The sequence below is a fragment of the Helcococcus sueciensis DSM 17243 genome, from assembly GCF_000423145.1.
In the GTDB taxonomy this organism is placed as follows: Bacteria; Bacillota; Clostridia; order Tissierellales; family Peptoniphilaceae; genus Helcococcus; species Helcococcus sueciensis.
The window spans coordinates 43661-62810 of the sequence record NZ_AUHK01000003.1 but is presented as its reverse complement, the minus strand read 5'-3'; the positions used below and the strand labels follow the sequence as shown (position 1 = coordinate 62810).

The following is a 19150-nucleotide window of genomic DNA, read 5'->3' as shown; positions in this document are numbered from 1 at the left end:
GAGGAAAAAATGGCTAAAGAAAAATTTGTTAAAGCGAAACCACACGTAAACGTTGGTACAATTGGTCACGTTGACCACGGTAAGACAACAACTACAGCAGCTATCACAAAAGTACTTAATCAAAAATATGGTACTGGTGAATTTGTTGACTATGCAAATATCGATAAAGCTCCAGAAGAAAGAGCAAGAGGTATAACCATCAACGCATCACACGTTGAATACGAAACAGAAAATAGACACTACGCACACGTAGACACACCAGGTCACGCGGACTACATCAAGAACATGATTACTGGTGCTGCTCAAATGGACGGTGCTATCTTAATCGTATCTGCAGCTGATGGTCCAATGCCACAAACAAGAGAACACATCCTATTAGCAAGACAGGTAGGGGTTCCAAGAATGGTTGTATTCTTAAACAAAGAAGACCAAGTTGACGATCCAGAACTAATTGAATTAGTAGAAATGGAAGTTAGAGATATGTTATCTGAATACGAATATGATGGAGATGAAACACCATTCGTAGTAGGTTCAGCATTAAAAGCATTAGAAGAAACTGATCCAGACGGACCATGGTCATTAAAGATTCAAGAATTAATGAAAAATGTTGACGAATGGATTCCTACACCAGAAAGAGATACTGAAAAACCATTCTTAATGCCAGTAGAAGACGTATTCTCAATCACAGGTAGAGGTACAGTAGCTACAGGTAGAGTAGAAAGAGGAGTTGTTAAAGTTGGTGATAACGTAGAAATCGTTGGATTAACTGATCAACCATCTACAGTAGTTGTAACTGGGGTAGAAATGTTTAGAAAACAATTAGATTTAGCTGAAGCTGGAGATAACATCGGTGCACTATTAAGAGGTGTAACAAGAGATGATATCGAAAGAGGACAAGTATTAGCTAAACCAGGTTCAATCAAACCTCATACAAAATTTGAAGGTGAAGTTTACGTATTAACTAAAGAAGAAGGTGGTAGACATACTCCATTCTTCTCAGGATATAGACCACAATTTTACCTAAGAACAACTGACGTAACAGGTGATATTGCATTACCTGAAGGTGTTGAAATGGTTATGCCAGGAGACAACGCTACATTTACAATCACTTTAATTCAACCAATCGCTATCGAAGAAGGATTAAGATTCGCTATTCGTGAAGGTGGTAGAACAGTTGCATCAGGTGTTGTAACAAAAATTATAGAATAGTAAAATAAATATTCGGAAATTAAAATATCTGCTGATTGATTCAGCAGATATTTTTTTATGTAAAAACAAAATCAAATTTTACTATCCAAGTGTATTTATATATAATATAAGGTAGAGGTGAGAAATGGCGAAATTATATTTTAGATATGGGGCAATGAATTCTGGGAAATCTACAGTACTTATGCAAGTTGCCTATAATTATGAAGAGAGAGGAATGAATGTCAGAATTCTAAAGCCTGCAATTGATTCTAAAGGTGATGACAAATTAGTCTCAAGACTTGGTGTTACTAGAAAAGTTGATTATATGGTTAAAAGAGATGATGATATTTTTGAGAATTTTACTAAAATCCAAAATGGAGAGAAAATATCTTGTGTTTTAGTTGATGAAGTACAATTTTTAACAGCTGATCAGATAGATCAACTTATGAAAATAGCAGTACTTAAAAATATTCCAGTTATCTGCTATGGTCTTAGAACTGACTTTCAGACCGAAGGATTTGAAGGAGCTCAAAGATTATTGTTAGTAGCTCATACAATTGAAGAATTAAAAACTATTTGTAGATGTGGTAGAAAAGCTGTATTTAATGGTAGAAAAATAGATGGCATATTCGTATTTGAAGGTGAACAGGTAGCCATAGATGGTGAGCATAAAGTTGAATATGAGTCAATGTGTGCAAAATGTTACTTTGAAAGAAAAGAAGAAGAAGCTAGAAGAATGGGTAAAGACCAGTTGTCGTTTTAGAGGAATTATAAAATATTTTTTTTTAGATAGTGTAAATAAATAGATTTATTAGAGTAGGAAATCGAAACCTACTCTTTTTTTTATGTTAACATATTGTCTATATCTTACTTAAGAAAGAATATCTAATTTTCAATATTTAAAGACATAATATCTCTATTTATTTTTTTTAAATCTTTTTTAAAATCGAAACAGATTTATCAAATCGAAATAATATCTCAAATTTGTAATAATTCGAAACCTTACGACAATGTTTTCTTGACAATAATCATTCGTATGGATATTATTTGTTTATAAAAGAAACTAATCGAAAGGGCGCTCTATGTTTACTGAAGATAGATATTCACATATTTTAAACAAAATAACAGAAAAAGGCAGAGTTAAAGTTACAGAACTTGCTGAAGAAATGGGTGTTTCTGAAGTGACTGTAAGAAAAGATTTAACTGTATTAGAAGAAAGAGATTTTTTAAAAAGAAATTTTGGTGGTGCAGTTAGTTTAACAAAACATGTTAAGACTTTAAGTTATGCAGAAAAGAAAATTGACAATATTGACTTAAAGCAAATAATAGCAGAAAAAGCTAATAAACTTCTGAAAAACAATTTAGATATATTTTTAGATGCAGGGACTACTAGTTTGGCCCTTGTTGAAGAAATAGTTAAATATGAAGGAATTACAGTCATTACCTATGATTTGAACTTAGCATATGAACTTGCAAAGTATAGTAATGTTAATACTTATTTAGTTGGAGGATTGTTAGAACAAAATACTTTGACATTATTGAGCATTGACGGATATAACTTAATTGAAAATATTCATGCAGATATTTGTTTTGCAGGTACTGATGCATTTGATGATAAAAATGTTTATTCTACGAACAATTTGAAGGCTAGAATAAAATCAAAAATGCTAGATAACTCAAAGATTAGAGTTTTGATTAGCGATAGTTCTAAATATAAGAAGGACGGACTATATAGCTATTATAAGATAAAAGATTTTGATTATATTCTCACTGATAAGCAAAACGGAGAATTGAATAATATGTTAGAAAAGCAGGGGTATTTATGAAAAAAGTATTGATCATAGCAGATGATTTAACAGGTGCAAATGCAAACTGCTCCTTGATGAAAAAAATTGGATTAAGAGCGGCAAGTTTTTTAGGGACGAATGCACAACAAATTCCTGAAAATATAGATGTCATTGCAACAACAACAGATTCTAGAGCGATGACTAAATCACAAGCGTATAGAGAAGTATCTAATAAACTGAAATTATTTAATAATCATGATATTTGTCTTTATTCAAAGAGAATTGACTCTACATTAAGAGGTAATTTGGGAACTGAATTACAAGCATATCAAGATAGTTTTGACAAAAAAACTATAGGTATATGTGTTCCATCATATCCTGATTCTGGAAGAATAGTAGTTGACGGAAGACTATTTGTAAATGGTAATTTACTCTTAAATACGGATGCTGGAAAAGACCCGAAAATGCCTGTTGTGAGTAACTTCGTAGACGAGAATTTCAAGAAAGATTATGACGGAAGGATTAAATCGATTTCCATAAATGAAATTGAAAAAGGAAAAGAAAATCTAGTTGAATTAATAAAAGAGTATAGCAAAGATTATGATTTATTGATATTTGATTCAATTAACAATGAACATATAAAGGAAATAGCAGAAGCTACGCTTGACTCAAAAATAGATTTCATAGCAGTTGACCCAGGTCCATTTACTAAGGAATTGACAAATATTATTTACAAAAGCTCAAGCATTTCTACTAAAGCTTTAGCGGTAATTGGTTCTGTTACTCAAATTACAATTGATCAACTGAAAAAATTAAAGCAACAAACTAATTACTATCAGGTAGATGTCAATCCGTATTCGTTATTGAGTATGAAAACTATTGAAGAAGAGTTGAATCGTTGCACAGAAGAGGTAAAAGAAAACTTAGAAAATGCAGATTTGATAATAATTACTACAACACCCGATCATATCGATGAAAGATTAGATTTGAAATCCATATCTAAAGAGAAAGGGATAACTGTAGATGATATCTCATTGATTCTATCTAGAGGTTTGGCAAATATTGCAAAAAATGTATTGGAAAATAACAAATCATTTTCAGGTGTCTTTTCATCTGGTGGAGATATAACAGTAGCATTGGCGGAGGAGGTTTTAAGCATAGGAATAGAAATAAAAGATGAAGTAATGCCTTTAGCAGCATATGGAAGACTAATTGGTGGACTTTATCCAGGATTGAAAGTTGTAAGTAAAGGTGGAATGGTAGGAAACGAAAACGCAATGGTAGAATGTGTAGAAAGAATATTAAAATTGGAGGATTAAATGAAAAAATCAATTATTGCAATAACTTTAGGTGACCCAGCTGGAATAGGTCCAGAAATCGTTTTAAAAACTTATGATAAAAAAGAATTATATGAAACAGCAGAAATGGTATTGGTTGGAGATAGATTTGTAGTTGAAAAAGCTATGGAAGTTACGGGTTTAAACTTTGAAATTAATGAAATTGAAGATGTTTCAGAAGCAAAATTTGAATATGGAACAATAGATTTAATAAATCTAGGAATTATCACTGAAGATTATGAATATGGTGTAGTAGATGCTAAATGTGGTGAAGCTTCATACAAATACATTATGAAAGCGGGAGAACTAGCAATGGAAGGAAAAGTTGACTCTGTTGCTACATCACCAATTAATAAAGAATCATTAAGAGCTGCAGATGTTCCATATATCGGACATACTGAAATGTTTGAAGATATTTCTAAAGTTAAAGATCCACTTACTATGTTTGAAGTTGACGATTTAAGAGTATTCTTCTTATCAAGACATGTATCATTAAGAGAAGCTATCGACTTAGTAAAATACGATAGAGTTTTAGATTATATTAAGAGATGTACAGAAGCATTAAAAGTATTGGGTGTAGAAGGTCCAATTGCGGTTGCTGGATTAAATCCTCACTCTGGAGAACATGGATTATTTGGATGGGAAGAAGTTGATGAAATCATGCCAGCTATAGAAGAAGCGCAAAGACAAGGATATGATGTAATAGGGCCAATAGGAGCTGATTCAATCTTTGCTTTAGGTTTAGATGGAAGATACGGCGCGGTTTTATCTTTATATCACGACCAAGGTCATATAGCTACAAAAACATATGATTTCATGAAGACTATTTCATTGACAAATTCAATGCCATTCTTAAGAACCTCTGTTGACCATGGTACTGCTTACAATCACGCTGGTAAGAACACAGCATCAGAAGTTAGTATGGTAGAAGCTGTAAGATTGGCGGCAAAATATGGTTATAAGTTTAGAAAAGAATAGGAGATAATATGGAAGGTTTAGTTTTAAACAGTGATAGAATGATTATTGCTTTAATAATAGGTTTGGTACTATTAATTGCAATGATAGTAAAAACAAAAATCCATACATTCTTAGCGTTAATTATAGCTGCTATTTTTATTGGGCTTGCAGGTGGTATGCCTTATGATTTAATACTGACTAGTATAACCGATGGATTCGGAGGTACGTTAGGAAGTATTGGTATAATTATTGGCTTTGGTGTGATGATGGGACAAATTTTTGAGGAATCAAATGCAGCAAAAAGGATGGCATATACATTCTTAAAAATTTTAGGACAAGGAAAAGAAGAAATTGCAATGTCAATTACAGGATTTTTAGTTTCAATACCAATATTCTGTGATTCAGGATTTATTATTCTTGCACCAATTGCGAAAGCACTTTCATCAAGTACTGGAAAATCAATAGTTTCTATAGGTTTAGCTTTGGCATCTGGTTTAGTAATTACTCACTCAGTAGTACCACCAACACCAGGTCCAGTAGGAGCGGCAGGTATTTTTGAAGCAAATGTTGGTTTAGTAATTTTATGGGGAATTGTTATTGCAATACCTATGATGCTTGCAACACTAACATATGCTAAATATTATGGTAAAAAAGTCTACCAATTACCAAGTGAAGATGGTGGTTGGGTAAGACCAGAAAAACAAGAATATGTAAGCAGTAATGTTATAAAAAGTTTTGATAAGGAAGAAATGCCTTCAACTCTAGTATCATTTATACCAATTATTGTTCCTATTATATTAATTCTTATAAATACAATAATTGCTGCAATTGTAAAAACATCTGGTGTTGAGGCAAACAGTATTCAACAATTCTTTATATTCCTTGGAACTCCAATTGTTGCAGTAGGTATCGGTTTATTAATTGCTATATTTACCTTAACAGGAAATCTTACAAGAAAAGAAACTATGCATGTATTTGAGAAAGGTATTCAATCAGCTGGTATCATCATTCTTGTAACAGGTGGTGGTGGAGCTTTAGGTAGAGTGTTGACAAATTCAGGTGTTGGTACACAAATAGCAGAAACAATAGCTAAAACGAATATTCCAGCTATTATACTTCCATTTATAATTGCTACAATAATTAGATTTATTCAAGGTTCTGGAACAGTAGCTATGCTAACAGCGGCATCAATCGCAGCACCTATAACTACATCACTAGGTGTAGACCCAACATTTGCAACATTATCAGCATGTATTGGTTCAATGTTCTTCTCATACTTTAACGATTCGTTCTTTTGGGTTGTAAATAGAACAATAGGTATTGATGACGCTAAAGAACAAATCAGAGGTTATTCAATTACATCCACAATAGCATGGGCAGTAGGCTTTATCACACTATTAATCGTTAATGCTTTATTTGGATAGGGAGAATTTTAATATTAATATAGATAAAATCTGCTGAGTTAATTCTTGGCAGATTTTTTTTGTAAAAAAAAGTTAGTTTTATTTTATGTAGATGTAATTATTAGAATCTATTAATCTAATATAGAGAAGAAAGAATATGAAAGTTAAAACTGTTTCTAATAGATTTATAAATACTGTAATATAGATATGGTATATAATGTTTTACTACAATTTGAATTATCACTTACAATCCTGTATTATTAAATTAGAAATTAAAAAAGGAGGATAAAGAAATGAAATTATACAATACATTAAATGATAAAGAACAAATTCAAGACTTAAATGTTATAAATAATTTTGTTAAACTATATTCTTCTGTGACTAGTAAATTTACAAAGTAATTAGATTATTAACAAATAACATGAAAGAGTTCTTTTTAGGAAGAACTTTTTTTATTTTTAATTTTTCATAACTCTTTTATTCATTCAAATGTATTGTCAATTTATGAAAGAAAGAGGTATTAATGAAAATAGATTACGGTATAAACAAATATTTTGAAAAAAGAAAACTTGACACATCTGTGAAGAATATTTACAGAATTATAAATAGAACAATAAATTATTTTGATCTAGCAAATGAATTTACAGATTATCTAAAAATAAATATTGATTCTAAAAATGAAGATTATATTATTGGAGACTTTGTAGAAATAACAAAATTTAACGATGAACACTTTATTCTAAGGAATTTTGAAAGAATATCGCTTATTACGAAGGCTTCTAATACAACAAAGAAGAACTATTTATTTAATGAAAATGAGCAAAATCTAGCTGCAAATGTTAATCAATTATTTATACTAGTTGCAGCAGATCAAAGATTTACACTTTCAAAATTTGAAAGATATTTGCTGACATTTAGTAGTATGGTAGATGAAACTAAAGTAATTATTTCAAAATCTGATATTAAAGAAAAAGCAGATAAAATAGTAAGCGAGATAAAAAATGTTTATCCTAATATTAAGATTTATAGCTCATCAATCTATGATGAAAATAGTATGAATGATATTATAAAATTATTTAATCAAGAAGAAACTGCAATATTTGTGGGTTCATCTGGTGCTGGTAAATCTACATTGATTAATTATTTGTTAGATAATAAAACGATAGAAACTCAAGATGTTAGAAGTGATGGGAAAGGAAAACACACAACTACATCTTCAAATATCTATTATTCTACCAAGACTAATTCATACATTATTGATACACCAGGATTTAAAGGCATATCTACAAATAGAGAAATTAATGACGATGTCTTATTTAATCATATAAATGAACTATCATCAAATTGCAAATTTAATGATTGCAAACATGAAACAGAGCCAGGATGCGCAATTCATCAGGCTATTAAAAATGGTGAATTGTCACAAGAACTGTATGAAAGATATTTGAGAAATAAAGAAAGAGAATTTAAAATTAATAAATTTTTAGATAAGAAAAATAAAAAAAATGAAATCAAGAAAAATTCTAAAAGAAGGTAGTTTTAGATAAAAAGAGTAGAGTTAATTCTACTCTTTTTTTGTATAATAAAATCTAAACTTATTGGGATGTTAATAAAATGTAACAATGTTGGCGGTTTTTATTTTTTAAAACATGATAATATAATTTAGAGGTGGTAAATGTAATGGATATAGAGATATTAATTGAAGATAAAATGTATGCAAAACAATTAGCAAAAAATTTAAAAAAATATTATAAAATTAATTCAACAATTATAAAATCTTATGATCAATATGATAATAAAAATTTATTAATTACTGATAAATCCTTAGATATTATATGTGTAAGTCTATATAATGATGATCTTAAATATAAAAGTATAGATAAGATAAAAGAGCTTATAGATAAGATTGTTCAAAAGAAAAAGGAAAGCGAAAAAGTTCCTTTAATAATTTCGATACTGAACCTTTCTTATTTATCGAATTACAACGATATGGTCAGACAAATATATGATTCATTTCCTAAAGAAAAGAAAAAATTAGTTATAAATTTTAATTATTTTTATAAATATTATGAATCAAATGAAATAACCATTGATAATCTTATATTTTCTAATTATGAAACAAATATATCTACAAATTCCTTCTTAAATTTTTCTTATTTATCAGCATCTAAACTTCCGATTGAAATAAACAAAGATGAATACTATAAAAAAGTGATGAATACTATAAAAACACTAAACTTTGATTATATTTTTATTGACCTTACATTTACTATCTCGAATAAAAATATGTATATTGTAGAAAATTCAGATTTAGTAATTTATAACGTGAAACAAATTAGTGATGAAGAGTATATAGTTAGTATGCAAGAATTTTTAAATAAAATTTTAGAAAATAAATATATATATTCAATAAATGAGTCTAAAAAATCTTTAAAAATAAAATCTATGAAGGGAGAAGATTTCTTCGATAAATTAGAAGAATTCACAAAATATATATGTTTAATTCAGAAGAAATAAGAGAAAGTATCAATCAAGATGAAATAAGATTTTTAAGTGATAACCAGTTAAAAACATATATTCAAAATAAAATAATTGATTATATTATAGATTATAATGACGAAGTAGATATCGATTATGTTACGGAGTTAACTAAAGATATATTTTATGAAATTCGAGGACTAGGGATAATAGAAAGACTTTTAGAAGATAATCAAATAAATGAAATAATGATAAATGCATATGATGAAATTTATTTGGAAAAAGATGGAGAAATGTATAAATCAATTTATAAATTCAAAGATAACTCCGAATATGAAAGAATAATTCAAAAAATAGTATCAGAAGTTGGTAGAGAAGTGAATACATCAAAACCTATTGTAGATGCCAGAATTTATGATGGATCAAGAGTAAATATAGTACTAAATCCTATTTCTAAGGATAATCCAGCGGTAACCATTAGAAAGTTTTCAAATGAAAATTATACAATTGACGATTTAATGAATATGGGATTATTCGATAAAGAAGTTTATGATTTTTTAGAAGTAATTATTAAATCTAAATACAATATTATGATTGGAGGTGGAACATCATCTGGAAAAACAACATTACTTGGTGCTTTAACTAATTTCATTAATAAATCTGAAAGAATTATCACCATAGAAGATTCTAGGGAATTGAAAATAGACTTACAAAATTTAATTTCTTTACAATCTAGAGAAGCAAATGTATCTCACGGTGGAAATATTACTATGAAGGATTTGATTAAAAACTCTCTAAGAATGAGACCGGATAGAATCATAGTTGGTGAGGTAAGAGCGGATGAAACATTAGATATGCTTCAGAGCATGAATACGGGGCATCAAGGTTCTCTTTCAACTGTTCATGCTAATTCGTCAAGGGATATGATTTCACGCCTAGAAACTATGGTTTTAAGAGCTGGTGATGATATTCCTTTAGAAGCTGTAAAAAGATTGATTAATTCATCTATTGAAATCATTATTTACTTAAAAAAAATAAAAAATACTAGAAAAATTACTGAAATAGTTGAAATTATTCAAGATAAAAATGGTGACACTGTGCTAAATCCAATATATGAGTATAATGCTTCTTCAAATGCTTTAGTTAAAGTTGGAGAGATTATTAATAAATATAAATTGGAGGAAAATTTTGAATAACAAATTAAAAGCCTTTATTATTTCAACAATTATATTTTTTGTTTATCTACAAGTTTTTTTTAATCAAATTTTAATTTCTATAATAATTTCTCCGATTATTTCTATTAAGTTTTCAACTATTATAATAAATTTATTTAATGATAAAGATATAAAACAAAAAAGAATAATATTTAGAGAATTTCTTGATTTATTTAATACAAATATTTTGGCTGGAAATAATTTATTGATTTCTCTTAGAAATACACATAACGAATTAAAAACTCTGTTTAATGAAGATAATTTCATTGTTATATATTTGGAAGAGTTACTTATAGATATAGATAATGGAAAATCAATAGAGGATAGTCTTAGAATATTTGAAAGAAAAACTGAATTAGAAGAAGTATCAATATTTATTGATAGCTTAATTATAGCTATTAACTCAGGGATTGATATTTTTAAAATTTCAAATATAAGTAAAGATGCTTTAACTCAAAATATTGCGCTTGAATTAGAGATTAGCACTATTGTGAACAATTCAAAAAAAGAATTCTTAATAATGATAATTCTTCCTTTAGTGATAATTTTAATGTTAAATACAAGTATTAATGAAAAAATTACTTTTGCAGATTATATAGTGAGAATTCCGGTATTTATAGTGCTTTTATTTTCGTTTGTATTAGGTGAAAAAATAGTGAATATGGAGATATAGATGGAAATTAAATACATATTTTCAATAATTTCAATCTTTATGCTTTTAGGATTAAATTTTTATAATTTAAAAAATAATAAAAGTATAAAAAAAATTGAAGAAAGACTTTCTGTAAATGTAGGAATAGAATATAAATATATAGCACCATTTTTTGAATACTTATATAAAAATCAAAAAATAGCCAATCGTTTAATTAATACAAAATTAAAAATAATTCTTAGGAATCAATTTGGAGATTTGATTTTAAACTACAATATCACATATTTTGCATCTAAAAAAATAGCATACTCATTTTATCTTACAAGTATTAATTTAATGATTTATCCAATTATAAACAACTTTATTATATTTCTTTTAATTCTTATTTTTACCATTTTTATAAATTTATATTTTGATTTTGAAATAAAATTAAAATATACAAAATATAAAAATTCAATCAAAAATGATTTACCCAATATTATTTCAAGAATTAGTTTATTGATTCAATCAGGTATACCAACAAGAGAATGTATAAATATAGTTTCAAATTATGAAAAAGAAGAAAAAAATTCATATTTAAATAGAATTAATACTATGGTATCAAATGGATTAAGTGAGAATGAAGCTTACAATTTAATGATTTCTAGAACTGATGATATATTAATACGAAAATTTTTATCTATTTTGTTACAAAATTTAGAAAAAGGTAGTGGTAATATCACTGATTCTCTCGATTTATTAAGAAAGGAGAGTGATGAATTTAGAAAAAATCATATAATTATTAGAACTCAAGAAGCAAATAGAAAACTTTTAATTCCTAATATTATGGTATTTTTGGGAATAATGTTGATGATAATGGTACCAATTATTTTAAATATTTTATAGGAGAATATATGTTAGAAAAATTTATAAAATTTAAACATGGAAAATTAATATTAAAAAGATTCATTAAAGACGAGAGTGGAGAAATAAATATGATAGCGATAGTTTTGATATTAATTGTAGTGATAATACTCGCTGTAATATTTAAGGATAGTATGGAAGCTTTACTTAAAAGTATTTTTACAAGACTTGAAAATGATATTAACAATTTTTAATCGATTTATAAAGGATAATTCTGGATCTATTGAAATCATAGAATCCACATTGATTTATCCATTTATTATGCTTTCTATATCTTTTCTCTTTATAATTTCAGTTATTACTTTTTCTAAAACTATCGTAATCGAAAATATTTATTCTTCTAATAGAAATTTAATAGTAAATTTTAGTACAGATGAATTTATAACTAAAATTGATAAAGAAGATATAAAGAATGAAGAGGGAGGACTAAATAATAAGATATTAAAATTTACTGATAATAAGGCTTATATTTATGATGAATCTAATATTTTTAATATAAAAATTGCAACAAATATTGATGAAAAAGAATATATTTCGTCAAAATACAAACTAAGCGATACAGCAAGAAATGTAGATTTTGTAAGGGATATATTCAAGAATAACAATATTGATGTTGAGAAATTTTCAGTTAAGGAAGCTGTATATAGTCTACAAGACACATTAAAACAATTTTTAAGCAGGATAAGATGAAAAGAAAAATAAAAGGCTTTATTTCAATATTTTTAGCACTAATAATTTTACCGGTTAATTCTTTTGCTATATTAACTATTGATGTGTCAAAGATATTATTTGCAAAAAATGATACTAAGTTGGTAAATGAAATTGCTCTAGAGTCAGCACTATCAAATTATAATAGGGATTTGTATGACAGATATCGAATATTTGGGATTGATAAGAGTAAAGAATATCTGGAAGAATACGTGAACGATATAATCAAAAACAATTTAGAAAATAATAGTAGTAGATTTTATAAAGTAAATTTAAAAGAGTCTTCGATAAGTGTAAACAATGAATTAAGTCATATTCAATTAGACGATATTCAAAAGCAGATAATTGATTATATGAGTTTGCATGGTCCTTATCAAATAAGTAAGGGAGTATTGAATTTATTAGATTTAGTAAAATCTAGCAAAGATTATACAAATGTAATTGATAAAAAAATTGATTATGAAAATGAGTATTCTAAAATAAATGTAAATTTTGATAAAATTTCTGAGCTTTTTGTTAAATATGATACTGAATTTGAAGAAATAAATAATGGATATAAAGATTTAAATAAAAGATTAGAAATATTAATTAAAGATTCAAAAGAATATCTCAAATTGAAATCGATTTTGAAAGATGCTTCTGATAAGGACTTAAAAGAAAAATTAAATGAAGAAAATAAAAAAATAAAAGATATAAGTAAAGAGATTGAAGAAAAAATCAAAAAATATAATGAGGAAAATAAAAAGTTTGAAACTAAATTAGTATCTCAGCAAGTAAATATCCATGAAATAATAACTTTACTGAAATCTTTTTATAATCAGACTATATCACTTGAAGACGCTTTAGAAAACTGGGGAAAAGAGATAAATAAACTTGATGATTCAGATGTAAAGAATAACTTCAAAAGTGATTATAAATCTATGAAATTACAATTTACAAAAGAAAATATTGAATCTATTCTTAATAAAATGATTTCTCATGAAAATACATTAACTAATAATATAAAAATTTTAAAAGAAAATGATGCTTTTAATATTGATATAAATAAATTTAATCAAGATTTACATTTTGATTTATCAAATATAGTAAATTTACCTTCTTTAAATAACTATAAATTATATAAGTATATAAATGATAAGACGAATAAACAAAAAATAGATAAAAAAGCCTCAAAAGAAGCTAAGAAAAGTAAATCAGAATTAGAAAATCTTTCAGATACATATACAGATGTAAAAGATGATAAAGAAATGGGATATATATCAGATTTTATAAATCTTGAAGATTTTTCTGATTTAAAAAATAATTCTACAAATATTGCAACAATTTCATCATCGAAAAAATATAAAGATTTAATAAATAAGTCAAATAATATAATAAATTATAATGATACGAATTTGCTTGAAAATTTATATATTTCTATGTATTTGGTAGATAATTTTAATAATAAACTAGAAGGTAATGATGAATTTTATTCTCAAATGGAATATATACTTTTTGGTAATCAAAAACTAAAATCAAATGTATCAAGTGTGGAAAATTCGATATTTGCTATAAGGTTACTTCTAAACTCAATATATGCATACACGAATTCTGATCTTAATAGGGAAGCGACATTGGTTGCTTCGGCTATAGCTGGCTGGACTGGTTTTGGTGTTCCGATATTAAGGACGGTAATTTTAGGAATGATGAGCATTTCAGAATCTGCAATAGATGTTAATACTATCAATAAAAATGAATATGTAGAAGCTTATAAAAATAAGTCTACATGGCAAGTTTCCATTGGTGGACTTTCAAATTTAGCAAATAAGGGTTTGAAAGAAATTACTAGTAACACAATAGATAATATTTATGATGATATAGAAAAATATTCAAATCAAGGTGTGGAATATTTAAATAATAAATTAAATGAATTTACTAAACAAACAATTGATGGAGTAGCACAAACTATTATTTCTGAAATGATAAATCCAATACAGAGTATAATTGCAAATAATATTAATAGTCCTATAGAAGATTTAAAATCACAAATAAATGAAAGTTTTAATTCTATTGAAAATAATATTTTATTGAGTTCGGACACTATGAAGAATATTAAACTAGATGTATTTAACTATATTAAGGGGAATATTATATCCAAATTGAATGATATAAATGAAGTTAATTTTGAGTCGTTTTTCAAGGATTTGGTAGGAAAAGTTGAGGTAATGGTTACTAAAAAAACTGATAGTATTACAAATTCTTTCAATTCAAAAATTCATAATTATATTTCAGAAAAGAAAACGGATAGCAAAATTAAAATTAATAGTATTATAGATCAATATACTGCTGATATTGGAGGCAGAGAAATTAATTCTAAAGGAAGTAATAGTGGACTTTCATTTAATTATAAAGATTATTTAACTTTGGTAAGTTTTTTTAGAATAAACACAGATAAAGAAAGTGTTTTAAATAGAATGATTTTTGTAATGGACTATGAAATGAAGAAAAAAAATCCTGATTTTAATATTACAAAAATTATTTCAAATATTAAGATTAAGATTGATACAGAAATAGATGTTTCAATTTTAAGTAAGTACATTAAATTAGATAAAATAAGCGAAAAAATATCTGGAGGTTATTAATGAGGAATAGATTAATAATTCTTTATTTTATATTGTTAATTTCCTGTATATTATTGATTTCTTGCTCAAAGAAAGAAGAAAATATAAGATTTGATGGGGATTATGAAATTCTAAATAAATATATAGATATAGATAAAAATTGGACTGAAAAATATGGACAATATGGTTATTACTATACTAACTATGATGATTTTATATTAATAAATAAATTTGATGATACTGATAATTTAAAAAATAAAATAATTAATGATATTAATTTTTATAATCCAAAACATTTTAGATTAACAAACGATTATAGATTTGAGATATATAATGATGAATTTACACTTTCAAATAAAGAAGATAAATATAATATTTCTAAAGGTAAAATTATCAAAAATAATGAAGAATTAATTTATATTATTATTGGAACAAAAGATAGCGATATAGGACTTTTATATGAAAAGACATTTAAATAGTGCGTTTATTACAATCGAAGCAAGTCTAGTACTTTTTATATTTGTTATTTCATATTATATAGTGAATACAGTAGCATTAAACCTTATGACAGAGTCTATAACTAAAAAAGCTCTTTATGAAACGGTTTTAGATTTATCTTCATATTCATTAATTGTTGATAGATTAAATTCAACCGATGATTTAGCTACTCAAGAAGTTAAATTTGACAATTACAAAGATATAATTTTAAAAGAAATATCTGAAGATTTTAATATAAATGACTTATTTGATTCGCTAAAAAAGCAACTTTCGACAGATTCGATGAATATTATGAGTAAGGAAGCATATAAGAAATTAGTAAAAAATATCTTCGCAAGTAAAATATACAATATTAATGGCTCAAATAACGAAAAAATAGGAATATTGAACTCTATTGATGATATAAAAATAAGTGAACTAAATTTATTTGAAGATGGAAATAAAATTTCAATAAAAATTGAATATCCTATAAATTTAGATAAATATAATATTTTTAATTTTAAAAATAATATTATTCAATATGTAGAAATAGATACATGGATAAATAGATATAAACAAAAAATAGATTCTATTTGGCAAAAATCAAATTTTGAAAGAGGAAGATATTTCGCTGAAAAATTAAGAAATAATGGTGAAATGATTATTGAAAGAGGTATAGGACTAGATTTATATAATCCTGAAACAAATACAATTAGTCATATTTTTTCATTAAATATTTTTGATAAGTCTTATTCAGATAATAAAGTTATTAAAGACTATTTTTACAAACAATTAGAGATTTATCATAAAGAGATGACTGCAAATTTAAATAAAGTTAAAAATCGTATAAGTCTAAATAATGGAAAAACTATAAATCTTACAAAGCCTATATTAAAACTTGTTATTGTGATGCCTAATGAATCTAGAGATTTAGAATTTGATTATTCTAGATTGAAAGAAATTGGAAATATAGAATTTAAATTTATGGAGGATGCGTTTATTGATTAATACAATTTTATTTTATAAATATATGAAAAATGAAAAATATATTTATGCAGAATCCATATTATTATTTTTATTATTTATTAATGTAATAAGTTTAAACTTCTTTTATCTAGATTGTCACTTGGTCTTATCTATACTCATGATAGCGTCAATTATTGATATTAAAACCTATACTATACCAAATTTTATAAGCTTTTCAATATTAATTGTAGCTGTGATTACATCTAAATATAATATAGGTATTGATTTAATTATTTCTTTTACTATTATATTATTTTTATTCTTTTTTTCTTATTTTAAAAATTCAATAGGAATGGGAGATATCAAGCTATTAATATCAATTTTACTTTATCTAGGTGGTGAAGTTTTTATTCTATTTTTATTTATTTTATCTGTAATTTTATTTATATCTTCAATATTTATAATATTAAAAAAAATTGATATAAAAAGAATTCCAATGGTTCCATTTATAACAATTTCATATATTTTAATAGGAGTTTTAATATGAAAAACTTTTTTAATTATACATTAATAATAATTGCGAGTTTAATACTAGTTTTATCTATCTACAAAGAGCATGACATAAATGAAAGAGCTAAAAAATATGAAGAGACAGGGGATAAATTCTTTGAATCAGAAGTATATGATGAAGCGATATTAAATTATAGAAAGTCAATAGAAATGGTAGAGAACAATCAAGTGAATAAAAAGATAATAAATGCTTATTTGAAAAATTTTAATATAAATGAAGCTGTAAAAGAATTAGAAAATATAAGTTTTGAATCTGATTATATAAATAAAATTCAATCAGATATTTTGAAAATATATTTAGAACAAAATGATTATAGAAATTTTAATAATTATTTAGACAAAGTAAATGAAGAAGTAAATAAAGAATATTCAAAAAATACTTTTAATAAGTTTATATCTATTGGAAAATCATATGAAGATATAAAATACTCTCCTATTTTTAATGATTTTATAGTGAAAAAAGATAATAAATGGATGATTGTTAACAAAAATGGAAGAAATTTGAATCTTGAAAAACATGATATTATTTCTGGAATTTGGGAAGATTATTATACTGCTATAGATAATGATTGTACAAAAATTTACAAAACTTCAGGAATTATAAAATCTAATCTTAAGGGGAATTTTAAACCCTTTTATGAGAATCATCTTATTAAAGAAGATTCTAAAGGTATGTATTTTGTAAATAGAGCTGGTGAAAGACAAAGCGATATCTATTCTAAAGCGACAAATTTTTCAAATGGCAAAGCTTTAATTTTTAATGATAAATGGAAGTTAATAGATAATAAATTTAATATAATTAAAGAAATTGAATTTAAAGATGTAAAAATAGATGAATTTAATAATGCAATCTATGATGACAAAATAATTTTTAAGGATAAGAAATATATAATTTACGATATAAAAAATAATAAATTTTCTGAAAAATATGATGATATAGATTTTTCTTATGGTGAGTATATTGCAGTAAAGAAAAATAAATGGGGATATATTGATCAAGAATTTAATAATATAATTGATTTTAAATATAATGAAGCAAAATCATTTTCGTTAAATAGAGGCATCGTTAAATTAAATGGGAAAAATTATATTATTGATGAAGAAGGTATTGAATATAAAATTATTGATGAAATATTTCCTTTCAATAAAAATGGAATAAGTTTTATGAAAACATCAAATGGATATGAAATGATAAAACTACTGAGGTATATTAATGATTAAAATAAAAATTGATAAAAACGAAGAAAATAAATTTATTACAAAAATGATTAGTAACAATAATATTGATGTAATAGTTCCATTTATTATAAAAGAAAATAATTTGATTATAGATGATAGTAATTTATTGACTCTAAAAGATAAATTGAAAGGTTTAATAAATTCGAAAGATTTATTGAAATTATTTAATCAAATATTTAATTGTGTGGAAGCAATAAACAAATATATGATTGATGAAGGCTATATTTATTATGATTTAGATAAAATATTTGTACAAGAAAATAAAATTTTATTATTAATTAATCCGTATATGAAAGATGATAGAAACATAAGAGATTTAATTTATGATATTTTTAGAAATTATAAAATAGATGAAGAAGATTTTGATATGCGATTAATAAGATTAAAAAATGAATTAGTAAATGAAGATTATGAATTAATTGTTTTAAAAAAAATAATTAATGAAAATATAGACTATAAAAATGATGATAAAAAAAATAATACTATTAAAAACAATAAAAGAAGTAAAAATATTTTAAATTTAATAAAAGAAAAACTTAATAAAAAGGATGAGAAAATAGTAGAAGAGAATGATTTAGACGCGTTTTTCAGGTTTCCTAAAAATAATAGAAAAAAAATTTGACAAAAGGAAAAAAATTATGTATTATAAATTGGTATCGAAAATGAATGCG

Annotated in this window: 19 protein-coding genes; all 19 read left to right on the top strand. The window is 25.3% G+C overall.

The window, feature by feature from the left end; translation table 11 throughout:
- The first annotated feature begins 9 nt into the window (after nucleotides 1–9).
- The 19 genes from tuf (at nucleotide 10) to G534_RS0101570 (ending at nucleotide 19101) form a co-directional block, all read left to right on the top strand.
- On the top strand, nucleotides 10–1209 hold the full coding sequence (gene tuf / locus G534_RS0101665; RefSeq protein WP_027347569.1) for an elongation factor Tu: 1200 nt from the start codon (nucleotides 10–12) through the stop codon (nucleotides 1207–1209).
- 124 nt (nucleotides 1210–1333) lie between these two features.
- The gene (locus G534_RS0101660; protein WP_027347568.1) at nucleotides 1334–1951 is read left to right on the top strand and encodes a thymidine kinase; all 618 of its coding nucleotides are present in this window, start codon (nucleotides 1334–1336) and stop codon (nucleotides 1949–1951) included.
- 319 nt (nucleotides 1952–2270) lie between these two features.
- Entirely contained in the window at nucleotides 2271–3014 is a 744-nt protein-coding gene (locus tag G534_RS07620; protein WP_027347567.1) for a DeoR/GlpR family DNA-binding transcription regulator, read from the top strand.
- The gene (locus tag G534_RS0101650; RefSeq protein WP_027347566.1) at nucleotides 3011–4294 is read left to right on the top strand and encodes a four-carbon acid sugar kinase family protein; all 1284 of its coding nucleotides are present in this window, start codon (nucleotides 3011–3013) and stop codon (nucleotides 4292–4294) included. Before G534_RS07620 ends, G534_RS0101650 begins: the two co-directional genes overlap by 4 nt.
- Complete coding sequence (gene pdxA, locus G534_RS0101645) at nucleotides 4295–5290, top strand: 4-hydroxythreonine-4-phosphate dehydrogenase PdxA (protein WP_027347565.1); 996 nt, start codon at nucleotides 4295–4297, stop codon at nucleotides 5288–5290. It abuts the gene before it with no gap.
- Nucleotides 5291–5298: 8 nt separating this feature from the next.
- Nucleotides 5299–6693 carry a GntP family permease gene (locus tag G534_RS0101640; protein WP_027347564.1) on the top strand — a complete coding sequence of 465 codons (1395 nt, stop codon included), beginning with the start codon at nucleotides 5299–5301 and terminating at the stop codon, nucleotides 6691–6693.
- Between the two features lie 502 nt (nucleotides 6694–7195).
- Nucleotides 7196–8209 carry a ribosome small subunit-dependent GTPase A gene (rsgA, locus tag G534_RS0101630; protein WP_027347563.1) on the top strand — a complete coding sequence of 338 codons (1014 nt, stop codon included), beginning with the start codon at nucleotides 7196–7198 and terminating at the stop codon, nucleotides 8207–8209.
- A gap of 143 nt (nucleotides 8210–8352) precedes the next feature.
- Nucleotides 8353–9189: a hypothetical protein gene (locus G534_RS0101625; RefSeq protein ID WP_027347562.1), complete on the top strand. Its 837-nt coding sequence runs from the start codon at nucleotides 8353–8355 to the stop codon at nucleotides 9187–9189.
- Entirely contained in the window at nucleotides 9168–10346 is a 1179-nt protein-coding gene (locus tag G534_RS07615) for a TadA family conjugal transfer-associated ATPase (RefSeq protein ID WP_034595840.1), read from the top strand. Before G534_RS0101625 ends, G534_RS07615 begins: the two co-directional genes overlap by 22 nt.
- Nucleotides 10339–11037 carry a type II secretion system F family protein gene (locus tag G534_RS0101615; protein WP_027347561.1) on the top strand — a complete coding sequence of 233 codons (699 nt, stop codon included), beginning with the start codon at nucleotides 10339–10341 and terminating at the stop codon, nucleotides 11035–11037. The genes G534_RS07615 and G534_RS0101615 overlap by 8 nt, the downstream gene beginning before the upstream one ends.
- Entirely contained in the window at nucleotides 11038–11901 is an 864-nt protein-coding gene (locus G534_RS0101610; protein ID WP_027347560.1) for a type II secretion system F family protein, read from the top strand.
- A gap of 8 nt (nucleotides 11902–11909) precedes the next feature.
- Nucleotides 11910–12113, top strand: coding sequence for a Flp1 family type IVb pilin (locus tag G534_RS0101605; RefSeq protein WP_034595839.1), 204 nt, complete (start codon nucleotides 11910–11912; stop codon nucleotides 12111–12113).
- Nucleotides 12094–12609: a hypothetical protein gene (locus G534_RS0101600; RefSeq protein ID WP_027347558.1), complete on the top strand. Its 516-nt coding sequence runs from the start codon at nucleotides 12094–12096 to the stop codon at nucleotides 12607–12609. The genes G534_RS0101605 and G534_RS0101600 overlap by 20 nt, the downstream gene beginning before the upstream one ends.
- A complete protein-coding gene (locus tag G534_RS0101595) occupies nucleotides 12606–15248 on the top strand; it encodes a DUF5702 domain-containing protein (RefSeq protein ID WP_027347557.1) in 2643 nt (880 codons plus the stop codon). The genes G534_RS0101600 and G534_RS0101595 overlap by 4 nt, the downstream gene beginning before the upstream one ends.
- On the top strand, nucleotides 15248–15706 hold the full coding sequence (locus G534_RS0101590; protein WP_027347556.1) for a hypothetical protein: 459 nt from the start codon (nucleotides 15248–15250) through the stop codon (nucleotides 15704–15706). Before G534_RS0101595 ends, G534_RS0101590 begins: the two co-directional genes overlap by 1 nt.
- The gene (locus tag G534_RS0101585) at nucleotides 15687–16712 is read left to right on the top strand and encodes a hypothetical protein (RefSeq protein WP_027347555.1); all 1026 of its coding nucleotides are present in this window, start codon (nucleotides 15687–15689) and stop codon (nucleotides 16710–16712) included. The genes G534_RS0101590 and G534_RS0101585 overlap by 20 nt, the downstream gene beginning before the upstream one ends.
- A complete protein-coding gene (locus G534_RS0101580; protein ID WP_027347554.1) occupies nucleotides 16705–17217 on the top strand; it encodes a prepilin peptidase in 513 nt (170 codons plus the stop codon). Before G534_RS0101585 ends, G534_RS0101580 begins: the two co-directional genes overlap by 8 nt.
- Complete coding sequence (locus G534_RS0101575; RefSeq protein ID WP_027347553.1) at nucleotides 17214–18461, top strand: WG repeat-containing protein; 1248 nt, start codon at nucleotides 17214–17216, stop codon at nucleotides 18459–18461. The genes G534_RS0101580 and G534_RS0101575 overlap by 4 nt, the downstream gene beginning before the upstream one ends.
- On the top strand, nucleotides 18454–19101 hold the full coding sequence (locus G534_RS0101570; protein ID WP_027347552.1) for a DUF6382 domain-containing protein: 648 nt from the start codon (nucleotides 18454–18456) through the stop codon (nucleotides 19099–19101). The genes G534_RS0101575 and G534_RS0101570 overlap by 8 nt, the downstream gene beginning before the upstream one ends.
- Nucleotides 19102–19150 lie beyond the last annotated feature (49 nt).